Here is a 16,807-nt window from a genome sequence, read left to right as displayed (position 1 = left end):
ACCAACCTTCTTCCCTGGAGCTCCCGTGTTCATCGCCTATGTCGTCGTCGCCGTCCTGCTGTCGCTGGTGCTGCTCATGTCGGCCCGCGCCGACATCACCCGCGATCCGAAGATCATCGAGACCCTCAAGGCGCTCGGCGTGCGGGACAGCTGGTTCCTTCCCCTCGGCCTCGTCAAGATCGCGGGGGCGCTCGGGCTGCTCGCCGGCATCGCCTACCGCCCGCTCGGCATCGCGGCGGCGGTCGGCGTCGTGCTCTATTTCGTGGGCGCCGTGGTCACGCATCTGCGCGCGGGCGACCGGAAGGGCGTCGGCACACCGGCCGCGATCATGGTCGTCGCGGTGGCTCCGGTGGTGCTGGGCCTCGCAACCGTCTAGCGAAGCTCCCGGCATCGAGCCCGGCGGCGGGCGGCACTCCCCCGCGCTGAAGCGCGGACGACGAAGGCCGTCGGGCCCCACGGCGTCGCGACAGTTGTCATAGGACTGTCACCGTGCCGGCGAGAGACCGTCGTATCCGTGCGGGAGAGTGACGTGCGGTGCTTTCACCGCGCCGTCGGGGTGTGGGCGTACCGGTGCGGGCGCCCGCACACGACGGCTTCCTGCTCGCCGACGGCCTCACGGATCAGGACGGCGAAGTCCGGGGCATCGGCGCCGCGCCGAGGGATTTTCGGAACGGCGCGCCCGGGAGCCCTGACCGCGGCGAACCGGCACACGAATCAGCCTCACCCGGCCGTCCGCGCCACCACGACGGGGCACGCCGCATGGGAGATGAGGTGCTGCCCGACCGAGCCGAGCAGCAAACCGGGGAATCCACCGTGGCCCCGGCTGCCGACGACGACCATGCGGGCCCGGCGTGACCAGCCCAGCAGCGCACGCGAGGCCGAGCCGCGGTGCAGATCCGGCTGCACCACCAGGTCGGGGTGGTCCTGTGCCGTTCCCGCGAGCGCCTCGGCCAGCACGCGTTCCTCCTCGGCCTCGGCCGCCGCCAGCTCGATGCCCAGCGGCACCAGCTCGCCGGAGGCGATGGTCGGGGGCAGGCCCCAGGCGTGTACGGCGACCAGGGAACAGCCCAGGTAGGAGGCCTCTCGCGCGGCGAACTCGACCGCATGCTGCGACGTCGCGGAGCCATCGACGCCGACCACGACCGGCCCTGCCGCCTCGGCACGGCCACGAGCCACGAGCACCGGGCAGGAGGCGTGCGTGGCGGTCTGCCCCGCCACGGAGCCCAGGCCGAGCCCCCTGAAGCCGCCTTCGCCACGGTTGCCCACCACGAGCAGGTCGGCGTGCCGGCTCTCCGCGAGCAACGCGGGCACGGGAAGATCCGTGACGATCTCCGAGGTGATCGCCGTGCCCGGCGCGATCTTGCCGGCCAGGCGCTCCGCCTCCACGAGCAGGCTGCGCGCCTCGTCCCGGAAGGCGTCGAGAGCCGGGTACGGCGAGGACGGTGGCACGCCGAGCCGTACGAGCGGCCACAGGAACGCATGCACGATCCGCAGCGGCCGACGGCGCAGGGCCGCCTCGGCCGCCGCCAGTTCCACGGCGTCGTGGCTGCGGGTGGAGGTGTCCACGCCGACGACCACAGGAGCGCCTGCGACGCTCTCCATAGCCCTCATCCTCTCGGGTGTCCGATGCGGGACCGGCACCGTCCGGACCACGGTCTCCGCAGCGGGTCATGCCGGGGCCGGAGTCCGGCGGCGCCGGGAACAACGATGCTCCGCCCGGGGTGCCGGCGGCAGGGCCGATGGTCACCACAACCGGTCGGCAGACCGTGCCGGGACTCACTCCTGGTCAGGCACCACGGCAGAGGGCTTCCGGCCCTGGAGAAGAGCTGCTCTCAGGCGTGGGATGGAGGAGTCCGGAATCCAGCTCGACGGAGGTGCGCCATGGCACACGTACGGACCTGGACGATCGAGGTCAACATCAGTGAGCACGAGGAGGACCGCCTGACCCGCGCCGCTGCGGTTCTGCGGGGCACCCACACGATCCGCGGCGAGGGGCAGGCCCGCCGCCGGCCGTCCGATCGGGAGGTGCCGGAGATCGGTGACGAACTCGCCACCGCCCGAGCCCTCGCGGACCTGGCGTACAAGCTTCTCGACGTGGCGGCGGGCGACATCGAGCAGTTCACCCACCGGCCCGTGCACCTGACGTCCTGACGGCAGGCCCGGGCTTCCTGGTCGGCTGACCGGCAGCCGGCGGACACCAGGACCGGCGATCCACCGATGCCGGTGGCTTCGGGGCCGGGGGCCCGATCGGCGGGGCTGGGCGGCCCTTCCGCACCGAGACGCCGGGCGCGTCTGCTGGAGGGAGGAAGCCCGCTGCCGCGGCGCCCGTCGGAGGTGTGCCATGACTCTGTCATCCTCAGGTCCGCTCTTCTCCAGCCGTCCGGAGGCGGGCCGCCGCCTGGCCACCGCCCTCTCGTACCTTCGCGGCCCGGACATCGTGGTGCTCGGCCTGCCGAGAGGCGGTGTGCCGGTGGCGGCGGAGGTCGCCCGCGAGCTCGGCGCGCCACTGGATGTCGTGGTGGTCCGCCGTGTGATCGTGCCCGGTTGCCCCGATCTGGTCGCGGGGGCGGTCAGCGAGGACGACCTGACCGTGGTGGACATCGACAGGATCAAGGCCCGGATGGTGAGCTGGCAGGGCCTGCACCGCGCGCAGCGGATCGCGCGGACCGCCGTCGAGCGCAGCGCCGCGGTGCTGCGCAGCGACCGGTGGCCGGAGCCGCTGGTGGGACGCACCGCGTTGATCGTGGACGACGGCATGGCAACCGGTGCCACAGCGCGGGTAGCGTGCATGTCGGCCCGTGCCGCGGAGCGGACGAGGTCGTCGTGGCTGTCCCGGTGGCGCGTCCCGACGCCGCGACGATGGTGAACGGCGAAGCGGACGGGGTGGTGTGCCTGCACCGCCTGCACGGGCTGGTGACCGTCGGTCAGGCGTATCGGGACCTGCCGCCCCTGGGCGATGAGGAACTCGCCCTCGTTCTGGACCGGGCGGCGCGGCGGGCCGGCCCGGTGCGGGCGTGACGGCGCCGTCCGCCGCCCCGGCGCCGGACAGGGATCGAAGCCCCTCAGGAGGCGACGGCCGCCCCGGCGTTGATCTCCGACAGGAAGGTGGCCATGAAGCGGTCGGTGACGTCCGGGTGGCGTGCCGAGATGAGGTTGCCGTCGATGACCAGGTCCGCCGTCGAACGGCCGTCGAACTCGACGACGCCGCCGGCGTTCTCGACGTCGCAGACGATGTTGTGGGCGCAGGTCACCCGGCGGCCGTGGAGCAGGTCCGGGTCGGCGCAGAACAGCCACAGCGAGTGGCAGATCGTGCCGATTCGCAGGTTCGGGGTGGCCAGGGCGCGGCGGAGGAACTCGACCGCCGGCGCCTTGTTGCGGGCGCCGGGGCCGGCGATCTCCGGCTGGTAGCGCAGACGGTCCATCGCGTACGCACCGATCAGGATGATTCCGGCGTAGTCGCCGGGCACGGCCGTGGCCACCTCGGCCGTCACCGTGACGTGCTCCTCGACGGTGCCGTTGTCCGGGTTGCTGCCGAACGTCAGCTGCTGCTGTCCCCACAGGTGCGACAGGTACTCGACCTCGAAGCCCTGCTCGGGGAAGTACCGGTTGAACGCACGGTACTCGGTCTGGTCGAAGTGGTCTTCGATCAGGACGCCGATCTTCATGGTTGTCCCTTCAGTTCCGGAGCCATCCGGCGGCCCGCTCGCCGATGACGAAGCAGGTGAGGTTCGGGTTGGCGCTGACGTGCGCGGGCATCACCGAGGCGTCGGCGACGCTCAGGCCGTCCAGGCCGTGGACCGCGAGGTGCTGGTCCACCACGGCGCCGGGGTCGCCGGAGCCGCCCATCCGGCAGGTGCCGACCGGGTGCCACAGCGTCGCGGAGTGCTGCTTGACGTAGCTGAGCAGCGCCTCGTCGTCGTCGAGCTCGCGCTCCGTGAGGGTGTCGGCCATGCCCGCGGAGAGTTCGGAGATCGGCTTCGACGTGGCGATCTCCCAGCAGAGCCGGACACCGTCGAGGGCGACCTTGCGGTCGGAGGCCTCGCCGTACGAGTTGAGGAAGATGTCCGGCTGGATGTGCGGGTCGGTCGTGGTCAGCGAGACCCGTCCGCGGCAGTCCGGCTTCTGCAGCACGCTCATCACGCTGATCGGCCGGTGGGTGATGGGTACGTAGCGGCTGACGAAATAGAGCTGCATGTTGTTGAACCGGTCGGTGCCCGGCGCGGTGTACCGGGCGATCACCTGCACGTCCGGGTCGGTGGGCTGGGCCACCCCGTCGCTGGGGATGATCCCGACGGTGATCTGCTGGTGTTCGATGAGGTTCGCGCCGACGCCCGGCCGGTCCAGCACGACCGGGATGCCCAGCTCCCGCAGGTGGGCCGAGGGGCCGACCCCGGAGCGCAGCAGGATCGCCGGCGTGTTGACGGCACCGGCCGACAGCGTGACGTGGCCGGCGTGGACCCGCTGCAGCACGCCGTCGACCTCCGCCTCCACGCCGACGGCCCGGGTTCCCTCGAACAGCACCCGGTGCACCAGCGTGTTCGGCCGGATCGTCAGGTTCAGCCGGTTGCGGGCCTGACTCAGGTACGAGATCGCCGTCGAGACGCGCAGCCCGCCGCGCCGGTTCATCGGGATCGGGCCGACGCCGGTGCTGGCCGGATCGTTGTGGTCGGCCACGTAGCCGAAGCCGTGGTCGAGGCAGGCGTCCAGGAACGACTTCTGCAACGGTACGAGTTCGTCGTGCTTGAAGCGTACGACCGGGGTCGGTCCGTCCTTGCCGTGCAGCGGCCCCTCGACGTCCTGGTCGTTCTCGATCCTGAGGTAGTACGGCAGGACCCGGTCCCAGGACCAGTCGTCGTTGCCGAGCTCGGACCACTCGGTGAAGTCGGCGGGCAGGCCCCGCAGCGCGATGGCCCCGTTGACCGCGGAGCAGCCACCGGTGACCTTGCCGCGGGCGTACTCGATGGTCCGGCCGGGAACCGCCTCGGCGCGGTAGCCCCAGTCGTGGTCGACGACCGACACCGTCGCCGCCGAGGCGAGGTCCGGCGGGAGCAGGCCGGGGTCCGGGAAGTCGGGGCCCGCCTCCAGCAGCAGCACCGACCGGCCCGGGTCCTCCGACAGCCGGGTGGCCAGGACGGTGCCGGCCGACCCGGACCCGACGACGATGTGGTCGTAGTTCACGAGGTGCTCCGGGCGAGTTCCTGGTCGAGTTCGCTGGCCCGCAGCTCCTCGGCCACCTGGCCCCGGGCGCCGGTGACCGTCAACTGGAAGTCGCGGTGCTGCTTGGCCGTCGCGAGGTAGCGGACCGCCTCGGGGTCGAGATAGACCAGGTCCCCCGCTTCCAGGACGACGGTACGGGCGCCGCCGTCGAGTGCCTCGTCCACCTGGTCGCGCAGCACGCCGACCTGGTTCGCACCGAGCGATCCGGCGAGCGAGATCCGGGCGACGCCGGCGGAGATGCCGAGGGTGTCCGCGCTGAAGGTGCAGCCGGCGGGGGTGAGGCGCACCCGGACCTGCTGGGGCTCGGTGCTGTGCGGAAGCGTCACCGTGAGCGCCTCGGCGTCGAAGTCGGCGTGCTCGTGGCCGTTGACCCAGACCTGCATGATCTTGTGGGTCTTCGGCGGCAGCAGGTCCGGGGCGACGCGCAGGACCCCGCCGAAGGCTCCGGGACCGGGCGAGAAGAAGAGATCCATCGGCTGCTGCCGGTTCTCCAGATTGGAGTACACCGCGGCGAGATAGCACAGCTCGGCGCTGTGGTACATGGCCATCGAATGGGAGCCCTTGCTGCGCTCACCGCCGAGCATGAACGGGTTGCCGTTCGCCAGGACGTTGAAGAAGACGCCGCCGGCCTGGGTGTCGAGCATCCAGGCGTTGTAGAACGCGGAGCTCTCCCGTGCGTACTTCGCGTAGAGCGGGTCGCCGTAGACGGCGTTGAGGATCTGGTACGCCAGGATGCCCTGTTCCTGCTGCCACCACGCCTTGCGGTCGTGCCACACCAGGCGGTGGAAACGCTGTCCCGGCGCGGTGTGCCGTTCCATCATGTCGTACCAGCCGCCGCGCTGCGGATCCATGCCGACCCCCGGCATCAGCCCCGCGATCTTCTTCGCGAACGCCACGTACTCCGCCTTCGGCCGCAGGTTGTTCACCCGGGTCAGATTCCACGCGATCTTGAGGTTGTGCCCGATGATGGCCCGGTCCTGCTGCTGGCCGTAATGGTGGTCCGGGCTCCAGTCGCCGAAGAACTTCTCCTGGACGAACGGGCTGCTGTCGTAGTCCGGGAAATGCTCGGTGATCTGATCGCACAACGATTCCAGCTCGTCGGCGTACTTCTGCTCGCCGGTGGCCAGGAAGAGGTTGATCAGGTACGCCGGGATGTGGTCGCCGACCGAGTTCCAGTTCTTGCGGTCGCGGTTGGACCGGATCCCGTCGTCCAGTGCCGGGCTCAGCGGGTCGAACGTGACCGGGTCGATGTGCGAGTAGTAGCCCCGGCGCGGCGTACCGTCGGGGTAGCTGGTCTTGTCCTCGAAGTAGCGATGGAACATCGCGATCGTCATGTCGATGATCTCGCGCAGCTTCGGGTCGCCGGTGATCCGGTACACCTGGGTGAGCCCGGCGAGCGCGTAGATCTGCTCGTAGCACGGGATCGCGTCGAAGTCGTCGCCGAACTCCGAGGCGAAGATCTTCACCTCGGTGCCGTCCGGGCGCAGCATCAACGCGTGATACCAGTACGCGATCCGCTCGGTGCGGTCGACGAAACAGAGGTGGTCGATCAGGTATCGGGCACCGGCCGCCGCGGCGTCGCGGTACCGGTCGTCGCCGTGCATGAGGTACGCGGTCGCCAGCCCGTACACCAGTCTCGAGATGGTGTCGGTCTCCTGGCGCGTGGTCGCGGTCTTGGCGCCCTCCATCGTCAGGTCGGTCGTGTAGCCGCGGTAGTCGAAGGTCGTCGCCCCGATGCCGAACTCGCTGTCGAGGTAGAAGTCGGCGAGCTTGCGGATCTGCTGGCTCCACCAGCTCGGCGACTCGAACTTGAGCTCGTCGGCCGCCTTGCCGAAGAGCAGGATGTGCTTGGCCTCGAAGGCCGTGCCCGCGTCGGAGTCCGACGGATAGAACACGCCGTACGCATGCAGGAGCCGGCCGTGCTCCAGCATCCCGGTCAGCTGGGCGGTGGCGTCGACGTACGCGTCGCCCAGGTTGCGCAGCATTTCCGCGGTGGTGGTCGGGGTGAGCTGCACGACGAACGGCCGCCCGTCGGAGGTGTTCATCTCGAAGCGCCCGTTCTCCGGGTCGGCGCTGATGACGTATCCGGCGACAAGGTCGGAGAACGTGAAATCCAGGGTGTTCGGCACAGGGTCCTCTTTCGGCGGGTCCGCTCAGTCGGACGGACGGGAGATCAGGACGATGACGCTGCGGCCGCCGGCGGTGCAGGTCGCGGCGTCCACGACCGGCTCGGCGCCGGGCTCGGCGACGTCGGCGCCGGTGGCCAGCGACGTGTCGACCGCCCGGGCCCAGTCGAGTCCCGGCAGAGCGGGAAGCTCGAAGTCCAGCGGCGCCCAGTACATGTTCGCGATGATGTGCAGACTTGCGTCGCCGTCGATGCCGCTCAGCGTGCAGGCGAGTGCCCGGGCGTCGGGATCGTCCCACCGCGGCTGGTCGAGCCGGGTGCCGTGCCAGGAGACCGACGGCCGGTCGTAGACCGGCTGCTGCAGGCTCGGATGGGCCCGCCGGAAGGCGATCATGCGCTGCCAGAACGACAGCAGTTCCGCGTTCGTACCGGCCAGCGACCAGTCCAGCCAGCTGATCTCGTTGTCCTGGCAGTACGCGTTGTTGTTGCCCTGCTGGGTGCGGCCGACCTCGTCGCCGGCCAGCAGCATCGGTACCCCGCGGGACAGCAGGAGCAGGGCAGCGAAGTTCTTCATCTGCCGGATCCGCAGGGCCCGGATCTCCGGATCGTCGGTCGGCCCCTCGGCGCCGCAGTTCCAGCTGGCGTTGTCGTCGTTGCCGTCCCGGTTACCTTCGCCGTTGGCCTCGTTGTGCTTGACGTCGTACGACACCAGGTCGGCGAGCGTGAAGCCGTCGTGACAGGTGATGAAGTTGACGCTGTTGATCGGGCGGTGCCCGCGCGGCTGGTAGAGGTCGGCGCTGCCGGTCAGCCGGGTGGCCACGTCACCGACGATTCCCGGGTCCCCCTTGACGAAGCGGCGCATCGTGTCCCGGTAGCGGCCGTTCCACTCGGCCCAGCGGTATCCCGGATACCGGCCCACCTCGTACGCGCCGGCCGCGTCCCACGCCTCCGCGATGATCTTCGTGTCGGCGAGCGTCTCGGACAACTCGATCTGCCACACGACGGGCGGTTCGTCGAGCAGCTCCCCACGGGCGCCGCGGGTGAGCACGGCGGCCTCGTCGAACCGGAAGCCGTCGACGTGCATCTCCCGTACCCAGTACTCCAGGCAGTCCACGATCATCTTCGTGACGATCGGGTGGTTCGCCATCAGCGTGTTGCCGCAACCGGAGTAGTCGTAGTAGTACCTGGGGTCGCCGGGGTCGAGGTAGTAGTAGTTCGGGTTATCCAGACCGGCGAAGGAGAACAGCGGCCCGAGCTGGTTGCCCTCGTCGGTGTGGTTGAACACGACGTCCAGGATCACCTCGATGCCCGCCGCGTGCAGGGCCTTGACCATGTCCCGGAATTCCCGCACGTGCGTTCCGGCCTCGGGAGCCACGCAGAAGCCGGCGTGCGGGGCGAAGTACCCGGCGGTGCTGTAGCCCCAGTAGTTCGTGTGCCCGGTGCTGTCGTCGAAGTCGAAGACCGGCAGCAGCTCGATCGCGGTCACCCCGAGCTCCCGCAGGTACGGGATCTTCTCCGCCACCGCGGCGAACGTGCCGGGCCGCCGGACCCCGGAGGACGGCGACCGGGTGAAACCACCGACGTGGGTCTCGTAGATGACGAGGTCCTCCATCGGCCGTCCCAGCGGCGCATCGCCCTCCCAGTCGTAGCCGCCGGTGTCGACGACCACCGAGCGCAGCGACAGCGCGGCGTTGTCACCGGACCGGCAGGCCGCACCTCGATCCCACAGCGTGCGGCTGATCCCCCGGGCGTACGGATCGATCAGCACCTTGTCCGGGTCGAACCGCAGGCCCGGGACGTTCTCCGGGCCGAAGACCCGCAGCCCGTAGAACGCGGGAGCCGGCAACCCCTCGACGCGCACGTGCCAGACGGCGAACGTGCGGTTCGCCTCGGGATCGAGCGTGATGATCTGGTACGGCTCCGTCGAGTCGTGCCGCTCGAAGAGCATCAACTGCATCGCGGTGGCGTGCTCGGAGAAGACGGCGAAATTCACCCCGCCGTCGTCCGGGCAGGCGCCCAGCGGATGATGCCTTCCTCGAGAGGTGCGGTACGGCCCGGAATCGACCGGGACCGGATCCAGTCCCGCGGCTTGCACGCTCATCGTGACCTCCTCGGGCGAGCACGACCGACCGTAGCAACGCGCTCACGTTCTGATCGGCGTTTCGGGTATTCGGCCGTGGACCGGCTCGCGTGCATACCGTGGAGAAATGGAACTGTGGCTCGTACAGGACGTGCCGGCGTGGCTGGTGGGAACCGTGCTGATCCTCGCGCTCCCCGCCGCCACCCTGGGGCTGGACCGGCTGGTCCGCCGCACCCTGCCGCACTCCCGGCTCGGGCCGCACAACGAGGTCACCGGCGTCATCGTCTCGGTCGTGGGCGTGGCGTACGCGATCGTCATCGGTTTGTGCGTGGTCTCCCTCTGGGAGGGCTACACCGACGCGAAGGACAACTCCCGCGACGAGGCCGCGAACCTGGCCGCCCTCGTCCCGGCCGGCGCGGTCTTCGGCCCCGCGACCCAGCAGCGGATCACCGACGAGGTCGTCCGCTACGAGACCGACATCGTCACCGACTGGCACACCCGCCGCGAGCAGGGACCGGAGCGGCGGCGCACCGCCGATCTGGGGGAGCTGACCGCCACCGTCGGCGCGCTACAGGCCACCACCGAGGCCCAGCGCGCCTTCGTCCTCGACGCCGTCACGCGGATCGGCCAGGCCGAGGCCTACCACCACGACTCCGACGCCGAGGCGCACGACCAGCGAATGTCCAATGTGATGTGGCTCGGCGTGCTGCTGTCCACCGCCGTCATCATCGCGATGAGCCTGTTCTTCGGGCTCGACGACAACGTGCTGCGCCGTATCCTGCTGGTCCTGTGCAGCGCCGTCATCGCCACCAATCTGTTTCTCATCATCGAGATGAACTACCCGTACTACGGATCGTTCGCCGTGACACCCGACGCCTACGAACAGGTCATCGCCGACCTGCGGGCGAGGCGGTAGGGCCTCGCGCGGCGACCGGCGGCACTATCCCGCCACGACCGTCCGCTGCTCCTCGACGGCCTCCTGGATCAGGGCGGCGAAGTCCGGCCGTTCCGGCATCTCCAGCCAGCGGGTGAACGCCGCCTTGAAGACCGCGATCGCCGTGTCGGCGGTCAACTGGGCCGTACGGGCCGGAACTCCGCGCCGCTGCAGGGCACCGGACAGCGCCTCGGACAGGGTCGCGAGCTTGATGAGCTCCCGTTCCTGCAGGCCGGGGTGGGCCGCGATGACGCGCTGACGCTGGCGGGACGACTCGCGGTCGGCGGGGAAGACCTCGCCCGCGCCGCCGAGGGCCGTGGTGACCGCCTCCCACGGCGCGGCGGAGGCCGGGGCGTCGGCGACGCGCTGGACGAGGTGGTCCTGCAGGAGCTGAGCTCCTCCGAAGAGGACCTCGCGTTTGTCGGTGAAGTGCCGGAAGAACGTGCGCTCGGTCAGCCCGGCCCGCTCGGCGATCTGGGTGACCGTGGCCTGGTCGTAGCCGTGCTGCTCGTAGAGCTCGAGCGCCGCCGCTTCCAGCCGCCCCCGGGCGTTCGGTGTCCATCTACCCACGGCCCGAGTGTAAGTGATCCCACCGCCTCATGACAGCGGCTGACATCGCGTGCTAGCGTCTGATGTCAGTCGCTGACATGCGGCGGCATCCGATCGAGGAGTAGTGCCGTGGGATCGACTATCAGCAGCAAGGACCAGGTCGAACCGGAGTTGCTGGCCGCGCTGGAGGGGGTTCCGCCGTTCGGGGTGTCGGCGGCCACGCTGGCCGGCTTCCGCCCGGCGGTCGACGCCCTGACGCTGGCGGCGCCGGACGCGCCGGGCGTCACGACCGTCGAGCGCCAGGTGCCGCGCGCCGACGGGACGACGATTCCGGTACGGGTGCACACACCCGCCGGCGGGACCGCACGCGGGGCGCTGATCTTCCTGCACGGCGGTGGGCAGATCATGGGCAGTTCGGTGGGCTACGACGCCCAGAGCCGGCACTTCGCGCACACCGCGGGATGCGTGGTGGTGGCCGTGGACTACCGGCTCGCGCCCGAGCACCCGTACCCGGCCGGCCTGGAGGACTGCCACACGGTCCTCACCTGGCTGCACGCCTCCGCCGCCGAGCTGGGATTCCCGGCCGGGCGGATCGCCGTCGCCGGGGAGAGCGGGGGCGGCGGGCTCGCGGCGGGCCTGGCGCTGCTGGCCCGCGACCGCGGGGAGGTGGCCCTGTCGGCGCAGTTCCTGCAGTACCCGATGCTCGACGACCGGACCGCGACCGACGCCGAGCCGGATCCGCTGCCGTACGCGGGCGAGTTCGTCTGGACGGCGCAGAGCCACCGCTTCGCCTGGCAGTCGGTCCTCGGCGAGGCCGTCGCGGGTCCGGACGTGCCGGTGTACGCGGCACCCGCCCGGGCGACCGACGTGGCCGGGGTGGCTCCGGCGTACCTCGTGGTGGGGCAGCTCGACCTGCTCGCCGGCGAGGCGCTGCGGTACGTCCGGACCCTGATCCGCAGCGGGGTGCCGACCGAGCTGGACCTCGTACCCGGCGCCTATCACGCCTTCATGTCCTTCGCCCCCGAGGCGGAGACGTCCCGGCGCGCCTCCGCCCGGTTCCTCGACGCCATCGTCCGCCACTTCCGATGAAGGCCGACGTCCCGGCGCGCGTCGCGGTGCAGATCACCAACGAGTACGGCGACTACGCCGAGGTCCGCGACACCGTCCGGGCGCTGGAGGATCTCGGCGTCGACATCGTCTTCAACTGGGACCACTTCTTCCCGATCTTCGGCCACGCGGACGGCCCGCACCTGGAGGCGTGGACCATGCTCGGGGCGCTCGCCGAGCAGACCTCGCGGGTGTCCCTCGGGCCGCTGGTCAACTGCACCGCGTACCGCAACCCCGACCTGCAGGCCGACATGGCCCGCACGGTCGACCACATCTCCGGTGGCCGGTTCATCTTCGGGACGGGCTCGGGCTGGGCCGCCCGGGACTTCGAGGAGTACGGCTACCCGTACGGCACCCCGGGCTCCCGCCTGGACGCGCTGGCGGCCGACCTGCCGCGGATCAAGGCGCGGTGGAAACGGCTGAATCCCGCTCCGCCGCGCGACATCCCGGTGCTGGTCGGCGGCGGCGGCGAGCGCAAGACCCTGCGGATCGTCGCCGAGCACGCCGACATCTGGCACAGCATGTCCGACGCCGCCACGCTGCGCCGCAAGCTGGGCGTCCTCGAGGACTGGTGCCGTCGGGTGGGCCGCAACGCCGACGAGATCGAGGTCGGTGTCACGGTTTCCGGCCCGTGGGGGGTGACCGGCCACGCCGCGCTGGACGAGTTCCACGCGATGGGGGTGCGGATCTTCCAGGGCGGCGCCCGGGGCCGGCGGGACCTCGACGGCGTCCGGCGCCTGCTCCGCTGGCGGGACAGCCTGTGACCGCGCCCGCACCACCATTCGTACAAGGAGGCACCTCACGATGACCACCGACCGATCCGTCACCGTCAACGGCGATCCGGTCCCGCTGCCGGACGACCCGCGGGTGTCACTGCTGGATCTGCTGCGCGAGTACGCCGGCCTGCCGGGCACCAAGAAGGGCTGCGACCAGGGCGCCTGCGGGGCGTGCACCGTGCTGGTCGACGGCCGTACCGGCGGCGACCGGGAGCGGATCCTCTCCTGCCTGACGCTGGCCGTCCAGTACGAGGGCCGCTCGGTCACCACGGTGGAGGGGCTCGCGGACGGTGACCTGCACCCGTTGCAGGAGGCGTTCATCGACCACGACGGGTTCCAGTGCGGCTACTGCACTCCCGGGCAGCTGTGCTCGGCCGTCGGCATGGCCGCCGAGGCGCGCCGCGGCGTCCCCAGCCACGTCACCGCCGACGTCACGCGGTCCGAGGTGGAGCTGACCACCGCGGAGATCCGCGAGCGGATGAGCGGCAACCTGTGCCGCTGCGGCGCGCACCACGGCATCGTCGCCGCGATCGCCACGACGTACGCGGGGGCCGGCCGATGATCTCCTTCACCTACGACCGCGCCGCCGACCGCGCCGAGGCGCTCCGGCTGGGTGCGGCCACCGGCGCCACCTACCTGGGCGCGGGCACCAACCTCGTGGACCTGATGCGCACATGGGCGTGGCCCTGGCCGCGCTGGACGCCACCGTGCACCTGTCCGGGCCCGGCGGGGACCGGGTGGTCGCGGTGACCGACCTGCACCGGCTGCCCGGTGACCGGCCCGACGTCGACACCGTGCTGCGCCCCGCCGAGCTGATCACCGCGGTGGAGCTGCCCGCGCTGCCGATCGCCGCGACCTCGGCCTACCGCAAGGTGCGCGACCGGGCCAGCTACGCGTTCGCCCTGGTCTCCGTGGCGGCGGCGCTGAGGGTCCAGGACGGGCGGGTGGCCGGCGTACGGCTGGCGCTCGGCGGAGTGGCGCACAAGCCGTGGCGGGCCCGGCGGGCCGAGGAGTTGCTGCGCGGCGGGCCGGCGACCACCGCGGCCTTCTCCGACGCCCTGCGGACCGAGCTGGCGCCGGCGGTGCCGCTGCGGGACAACGCCTTCAAGATCGAACTCGCCCGCCGTACCGCAACGGCGGTGCTGGCCCAGCTGAGCGGAGCAGCGGCATGAGCACACCCACCACCGGCCCGGACGTCCTGGGCGCCCCGGTGCCGCGGCGGGACGGCCGGGTCAAGGTCACCGGCACCGCCCGGTTCGCCGCCGAGGTGCCGATGCCGGGCCTGCTGTACGCGGCCTTCGTCCACAGCACCGTCGCCAAGGGGCGCATCACCGGGCTGGACGTCGCCGCCGCGGAGAACAGCCCCGGCGTGGCGCTGGTGATGACCCACCGCAACGCCCCGCCGATGGCCGCCCCGCCGGCCTTCGCGCTGCACCCGATGGGAGCCTCGGGCGACAACCTGCCGGTCATGCGGGACGACCGGGTGCGCTGGAACGGCCAGGCGGTGGCGGTCGTGCTGGCCGACACCCAGGAGCGGGCGGACCGGGCCGCCGAACTGGTCACGCCGAGCTACGCCGCCGAGCCCGCCGTGACGACCTGGTCCGCCGCCAAGGCCCGGGGCACGGCCCGCGCCTCGAACTACGGGATGCCGCTGACCACCGTGTCCGGCGACGCCGACGCCGCCCTGTCGGCTGCGGCGGTCAGCGTGGACCACACGTACACCACCCCGCGGGAGAGCCAGAACGCGATGGAACCGCACGCGGCGACCGTGGTGTGGGACGGTGACACCCTGGTGGTGCACGACTGCACCCAACTGGTGAGCCAGGTCGCCGTCTCCCTCGCGGAGGTGTTCGGCCTGCGGCCGGACCAGGTACGCGTGTCCGCCCCGTTCGTGGGCGGCGGGTTCGGCGGCAAGGGGCTGTGGTCGTACCTGATCCTGGCCGCCGCCGCGGCGCGGATGACCCGGCGCCCGGTACGCGCGGCCCTGAGCCGCGAGGGCGTCTACCGGCTCGTCGGCGGCCGGACCCTGACCGAGCAGCGGGTGGCGATCGGCGCGCGGGCCGACGGGCGCTTCGATGCGATCATCCACACCGGACTGATGGCGATGACCGAGCACAACGCGGTGCCGGAGGCGGTGACCTCGGCGACCGGTGCGCTGTACGCGGCCGGCAGCTTCCGGCTGGAGGTGGACCGCGCCCTGATGGACACCGTCGCCAACTTCTACATGCGCGCGCCCGGGGAGGCGCCGGGCAGCTTCGCGCTGGAGTCGGCGATCGACGAACTCGCCCACGAGCTGGGCATCGACCCGGTGGAGCTGCGCCTCCGCAACGAACCCGAAACCGAGCCGGTGACCGGGCGGCCCTTCTCCTCCCGGCACGCGGTCGAGGCGTACCGGGCCGGTGCCGAACGGTTCGGCTGGTCCGCCCGCAGCGCCGTCCCCCGGGCCCGCCGCGAGGGAGAGTGGTGGGTCGGCGCCGGTACGGCCGCCGCGACCTACCCGTACGTGCGCTTCCCCGGCGGCGCCGCCCGCCTCGTGCTGCAGCCGGGAGGCCGCGTCGGCGTGGAGGCCGCGGCGCACGAGATGGGCATGGGCACGGCCACGGTCCTGGCCCAGATCACCGCGGAACGGTTCGCGGTGCCGCTGACCGCGGTGTCCGTCTCGTACGGCGACTCCACGCTGCCCGGCGTCATCATGGCCGCCGGCTCCCAGCAGACCGCCTCCCTCGCCGCCGCGGTGGCCGCCGCCCATCGCGAGCTGGTGGGCGGGCTGCTGGCCGCGGGGGCCGCCGCCGGCACCGGCTCCCCGCTCGCCGGGTGCACGGCGGACACCGTCGCCACCCGGGACGGCGGGCTGTGCCGCCTGGACGACCCGGACGCCTGGGAACCGTACGACGCCCTGCTGGCGCGCGCCGGGCTGACCGAGCTGCGGGCGGAGCAGGCAGCTCCCCCGCCGGCGGAGATGGGCGCCTGGTCGATCCACTCCTACGGGGCCGTCTTCGCCGAGGTACGCGTCAACGACGTGACCGGCGAGGTCCGGGTGCCCCGGATCGTGGGCTCCTTCGACTGCGGGCGGATCCTCAACGCCCGCACCGCCGCCGGGCAGTTCCGCGGCGGCATCATCATGGGCCTGGGCATGGCGCTCATGGAGGAGACCCAGGTCGACGGCCGCACCGGGCGGATCATGAACCCGAGCCTGTCCGAGTACCACCTCCCGGTGCACGCCGACGTGGGGGACATCGACGTCATCTGGACCGGCATCCCCGATCCCCGCACGCCGCTGGGCGCCCACGGCATCGGGGAGATCGGCATCGTCGGGGTGGCCGCGGCGGTCGCCAACGGGGTCTACAACGCAGTCGGGGTGCGCGTACGGGACCTGCCGATCACCCTGGACAAGCTGCTGTGACCGCCCCGCCGGCGATCGGGGAGGACGAGGCGATCCTGGCCGCGGCGGCGGCCGAGAGCGGCGGGGCGCTGGCGACGGTGCTCGCCGTGACCGGCAGCGCCTACCGCCGGGCGGGCTCGCGGATGCTCGTGCTGCCCGACGGCTCCACGGTCGGCGGGGTCAGCGGCGGTTGCCTGGAGGCCGACGTCGTCGACGAGGCCCTGGCCGTGTCCCGCAGCGGCGAGCCGCGGATCCTGCGCTTCGACACCACCGATCCCGGCGACGTCGTGATGGGCTACGGCAGCGGCTGCGCGGGGATCATCGACGTCCTGGTGGAGCCGCGCGGCCCGCTGGCCGCCGACCTGAGCCTGGCCGCGCTGGCCGCCGCCCGTACCACCCGCCGGCCCGGCCTGCGGACCGGCCCGCGACGCCGTTCTATGTCGGCCTGATCGGCTCGCATGCCCGGGTGAACAGCCTGCTGGCCGAGGCCCTCGGCGACCGGCCGCGGCCCGGCACCGTCCACGCCCCGGCCGGGCTGGACCTCGGCGCCCGGACGCCGGCCGAGATCGCCACGGCCGTCATCGGCCAGATCCTCTCGGTCCGGCCGCGACGCGGATGAAATCCGCCTTAAGCGTTG

The 16,807-nt window shown here is 71.8% G+C and carries 18 protein-coding genes; 12 read left to right on the top strand and 6 right to left on the bottom strand.

Annotation, left to right across the window (positions count from 1 at the left end):
- The first annotated feature begins 25 nt into the window (after positions 1-25).
- On the top strand, positions 26-376 hold the full coding sequence (locus CLV70_RS34910) for a DoxX family protein (protein ID WP_106130893.1): 351 nt from the start codon (positions 26-28) through the stop codon (positions 374-376).
- Positions 377-720: 344 nt separating this feature from the next.
- Here CLV70_RS34910 and CLV70_RS34905 read toward each other — a convergent pair whose 3' ends face one another.
- Positions 721-1,602 carry a universal stress protein gene (locus CLV70_RS34905; protein ID WP_106130892.1) on the bottom strand — a complete coding sequence of 294 codons (882 nt, stop codon included), beginning with the start codon at positions 1,600-1,602 and terminating at the stop codon, positions 721-723.
- 279 nt (positions 1,603-1,881) lie between these two features.
- On the opposite strand from CLV70_RS34905, the gene CLV70_RS34900 reads away from it, so the two are divergent.
- The 3 genes from CLV70_RS34900 to CLV70_RS34890 all read left to right on the top strand — a co-directional run bounded on the left by CLV70_RS34900 (position 1,882) and on the right by CLV70_RS34890 (position 3,018).
- Complete coding sequence (locus CLV70_RS34900) at positions 1,882-2,151, top strand: DUF1876 domain-containing protein (RefSeq protein WP_106130891.1); 270 nt, start codon at positions 1,882-1,884, stop codon at positions 2,149-2,151.
- A gap of 190 nt (positions 2,152-2,341) precedes the next feature.
- Positions 2,342-2,866 (top strand): phosphoribosyltransferase family protein, encoded by a 525-nt coding sequence (locus CLV70_RS34895; RefSeq protein WP_106130890.1) that lies wholly within the window; start codon positions 2,342-2,344, stop codon positions 2,864-2,866.
- Positions 2,860-3,018, top strand: a complete 159-nt coding sequence (locus CLV70_RS34890) for a hypothetical protein (protein WP_158277903.1) — start codon at positions 2,860-2,862, stop codon at positions 3,016-3,018. The genes CLV70_RS34895 and CLV70_RS34890 overlap by 7 nt, the downstream gene beginning before the upstream one ends.
- 44 nt (positions 3,019-3,062) lie before the next feature.
- Here CLV70_RS34890 and CLV70_RS34885 read toward each other — a convergent pair whose 3' ends face one another.
- The 4 genes from CLV70_RS34885 to glgX are packed head-to-tail and all read right to left on the bottom strand — an operon-like array spanning position 3,063 to position 9,443.
- On the bottom strand, positions 3,063-3,665 hold the full coding sequence (locus tag CLV70_RS34885; RefSeq protein ID WP_106130888.1) for a DJ-1/PfpI family protein: 603 nt from the start codon (positions 3,663-3,665) through the stop codon (positions 3,063-3,065).
- 10 nt (positions 3,666-3,675) lie between these two features.
- Positions 3,676-5,178: a GMC family oxidoreductase gene (locus CLV70_RS34880; protein WP_106130887.1), complete on the bottom strand. Its 1,503-nt coding sequence runs from the start codon at positions 5,176-5,178 to the stop codon at positions 3,676-3,678.
- On the bottom strand, positions 5,175-7,346 hold the full coding sequence (locus CLV70_RS34875) for an AGE family epimerase/isomerase (protein WP_211304009.1): 2,172 nt from the start codon (positions 7,344-7,346) through the stop codon (positions 5,175-5,177). Before CLV70_RS34875 ends, CLV70_RS34880 begins: the two co-directional genes overlap by 4 nt.
- Before the next feature lie 24 nt (positions 7,347-7,370).
- A complete protein-coding gene (gene glgX, locus CLV70_RS34870) occupies positions 7,371-9,443 on the bottom strand; it encodes a glycogen debranching protein GlgX (RefSeq protein WP_106130886.1) in 2,073 nt (690 codons plus the stop codon).
- A 106-nt stretch (positions 9,444-9,549) separates the two neighbouring features.
- On the opposite strand from glgX, the gene CLV70_RS34865 reads away from it, so the two are divergent.
- Positions 9,550-10,338: a bestrophin-like domain gene (locus CLV70_RS34865; protein ID WP_106130885.1), complete on the top strand. Its 789-nt coding sequence runs from the start codon at positions 9,550-9,552 to the stop codon at positions 10,336-10,338.
- Between the two features lie 24 nt (positions 10,339-10,362).
- Here the strand turns inward: CLV70_RS34865 and CLV70_RS34860 are convergent, their stop codons facing one another.
- Entirely contained in the window at positions 10,363-10,926 is a 564-nt protein-coding gene (locus CLV70_RS34860; protein WP_106130884.1) for a TetR/AcrR family transcriptional regulator, read from the bottom strand.
- Positions 10,927-11,034: 108 nt separating this feature from the next.
- Here CLV70_RS34860 and CLV70_RS34855 point away from each other — a divergent pair, with 108 nt between their 5' ends.
- From CLV70_RS34855 to CLV70_RS39980, 7 genes are all read left to right on the top strand, one after another.
- Positions 11,035-11,994, top strand: a complete 960-nt coding sequence (locus CLV70_RS34855; RefSeq protein ID WP_106130883.1) for an alpha/beta hydrolase — start codon at positions 11,035-11,037, stop codon at positions 11,992-11,994.
- Positions 11,991-12,776, top strand: a complete 786-nt coding sequence (locus CLV70_RS34850; RefSeq protein ID WP_106130882.1) for an LLM class F420-dependent oxidoreductase — start codon at positions 11,991-11,993, stop codon at positions 12,774-12,776. Before CLV70_RS34855 ends, CLV70_RS34850 begins: the two co-directional genes overlap by 4 nt.
- A 40-nt stretch (positions 12,777-12,816) precedes the next feature.
- Positions 12,817-13,350 carry a 2Fe-2S iron-sulfur cluster-binding protein gene (locus CLV70_RS34845; RefSeq protein ID WP_106130881.1) on the top strand — a complete coding sequence of 178 codons (534 nt, stop codon included), beginning with the start codon at positions 12,817-12,819 and terminating at the stop codon, positions 13,348-13,350.
- A gap of 112 nt (positions 13,351-13,462) precedes the next feature.
- Positions 13,463-13,960, top strand: a complete 498-nt coding sequence (locus CLV70_RS34840) for an FAD binding domain-containing protein (protein WP_106130880.1) — start codon at positions 13,463-13,465, stop codon at positions 13,958-13,960.
- The gene (locus CLV70_RS34835) at positions 13,957-16,191 is read left to right on the top strand and encodes a xanthine dehydrogenase family protein molybdopterin-binding subunit (RefSeq protein ID WP_106130879.1); all 2,235 of its coding nucleotides are present in this window, start codon (positions 13,957-13,959) and stop codon (positions 16,189-16,191) included. Before CLV70_RS34840 ends, CLV70_RS34835 begins: the two co-directional genes overlap by 4 nt.
- Entirely contained in the window at positions 16,188-16,619 is a 432-nt protein-coding gene (locus tag CLV70_RS34830) for an XdhC family protein (RefSeq protein WP_106130878.1), read from the top strand. The genes CLV70_RS34835 and CLV70_RS34830 overlap by 4 nt, the downstream gene beginning before the upstream one ends.
- Before the next feature lie 17 nt (positions 16,620-16,636).
- Positions 16,637-16,789: an XdhC family protein gene (locus CLV70_RS39980; RefSeq protein ID WP_158277902.1), complete on the top strand. Its 153-nt coding sequence runs from the start codon at positions 16,637-16,639 to the stop codon at positions 16,787-16,789.
- Positions 16,790-16,807 lie beyond the last annotated feature (18 nt).

Origin of the sequence: Pseudosporangium ferrugineum, from assembly GCF_003002065.1 — a bacterium.
GTDB lineage: Bacteria > Actinomycetota > Actinomycetes > Mycobacteriales > Micromonosporaceae > Actinoplanes > Actinoplanes ferrugineus_A.
Note: the sequence above shows the minus strand (reverse complement) of the source record. Positions and strands in the feature narration are given on the sequence as shown.

What these genes read in the sequence shown, in the direction of transcription:
- CLV70_RS34835 (WP_106130879.1), top strand. Translation starts at nt 13,957, where the DNA reads ATGAGCACACCCACCACCGGCCCGGACGTCCTGGGCGCCCCGGTGCCG.
- CLV70_RS34895 (WP_106130890.1), top strand. Translation starts at nt 2,342, where the DNA reads ATGACTCTGTCATCCTCAGGTCCGCTCTTCTCCAGCCGTCCGGAGGCG.
- CLV70_RS34840 (WP_106130880.1), top strand. Translation starts at nt 13,463, where the DNA reads ATGGGCGTGGCCCTGGCCGCGCTGGACGCCACCGTGCACCTGTCCGGG.
- CLV70_RS34845 (WP_106130881.1), top strand. Translation starts at nt 12,817, where the DNA reads ATGACCACCGACCGATCCGTCACCGTCAACGGCGATCCGGTCCCGCTG.
- CLV70_RS34850 (WP_106130882.1), top strand. Translation starts at nt 11,991, where the DNA reads ATGAAGGCCGACGTCCCGGCGCGCGTCGCGGTGCAGATCACCAACGAG.
- CLV70_RS34885 (WP_106130888.1), bottom strand. Translation starts at nt 3,665, where the DNA reads ATGAAGATCGGCGTCCTGATCGAAGACCACTTCGACCAGACCGAGTAC.
- CLV70_RS34905 (WP_106130892.1), bottom strand. Translation starts at nt 1,602, where the DNA reads ATGGAGAGCGTCGCAGGCGCTCCTGTGGTCGTCGGCGTGGACACCTCC.
- CLV70_RS34890 (WP_158277903.1), top strand. Translation starts at nt 2,860, where the DNA reads ATGGTGAACGGCGAAGCGGACGGGGTGGTGTGCCTGCACCGCCTGCAC.
- CLV70_RS34900 (WP_106130891.1), top strand. Translation starts at nt 1,882, where the DNA reads ATGGCACACGTACGGACCTGGACGATCGAGGTCAACATCAGTGAGCAC.
- glgX (WP_106130886.1), bottom strand. Translation starts at nt 9,443, where the DNA reads ATGAGCGTGCAAGCCGCGGGACTGGATCCGGTCCCGGTCGATTCCGGG.
- CLV70_RS34865 (WP_106130885.1), top strand. Translation starts at nt 9,550, where the DNA reads ATGGAACTGTGGCTCGTACAGGACGTGCCGGCGTGGCTGGTGGGAACC.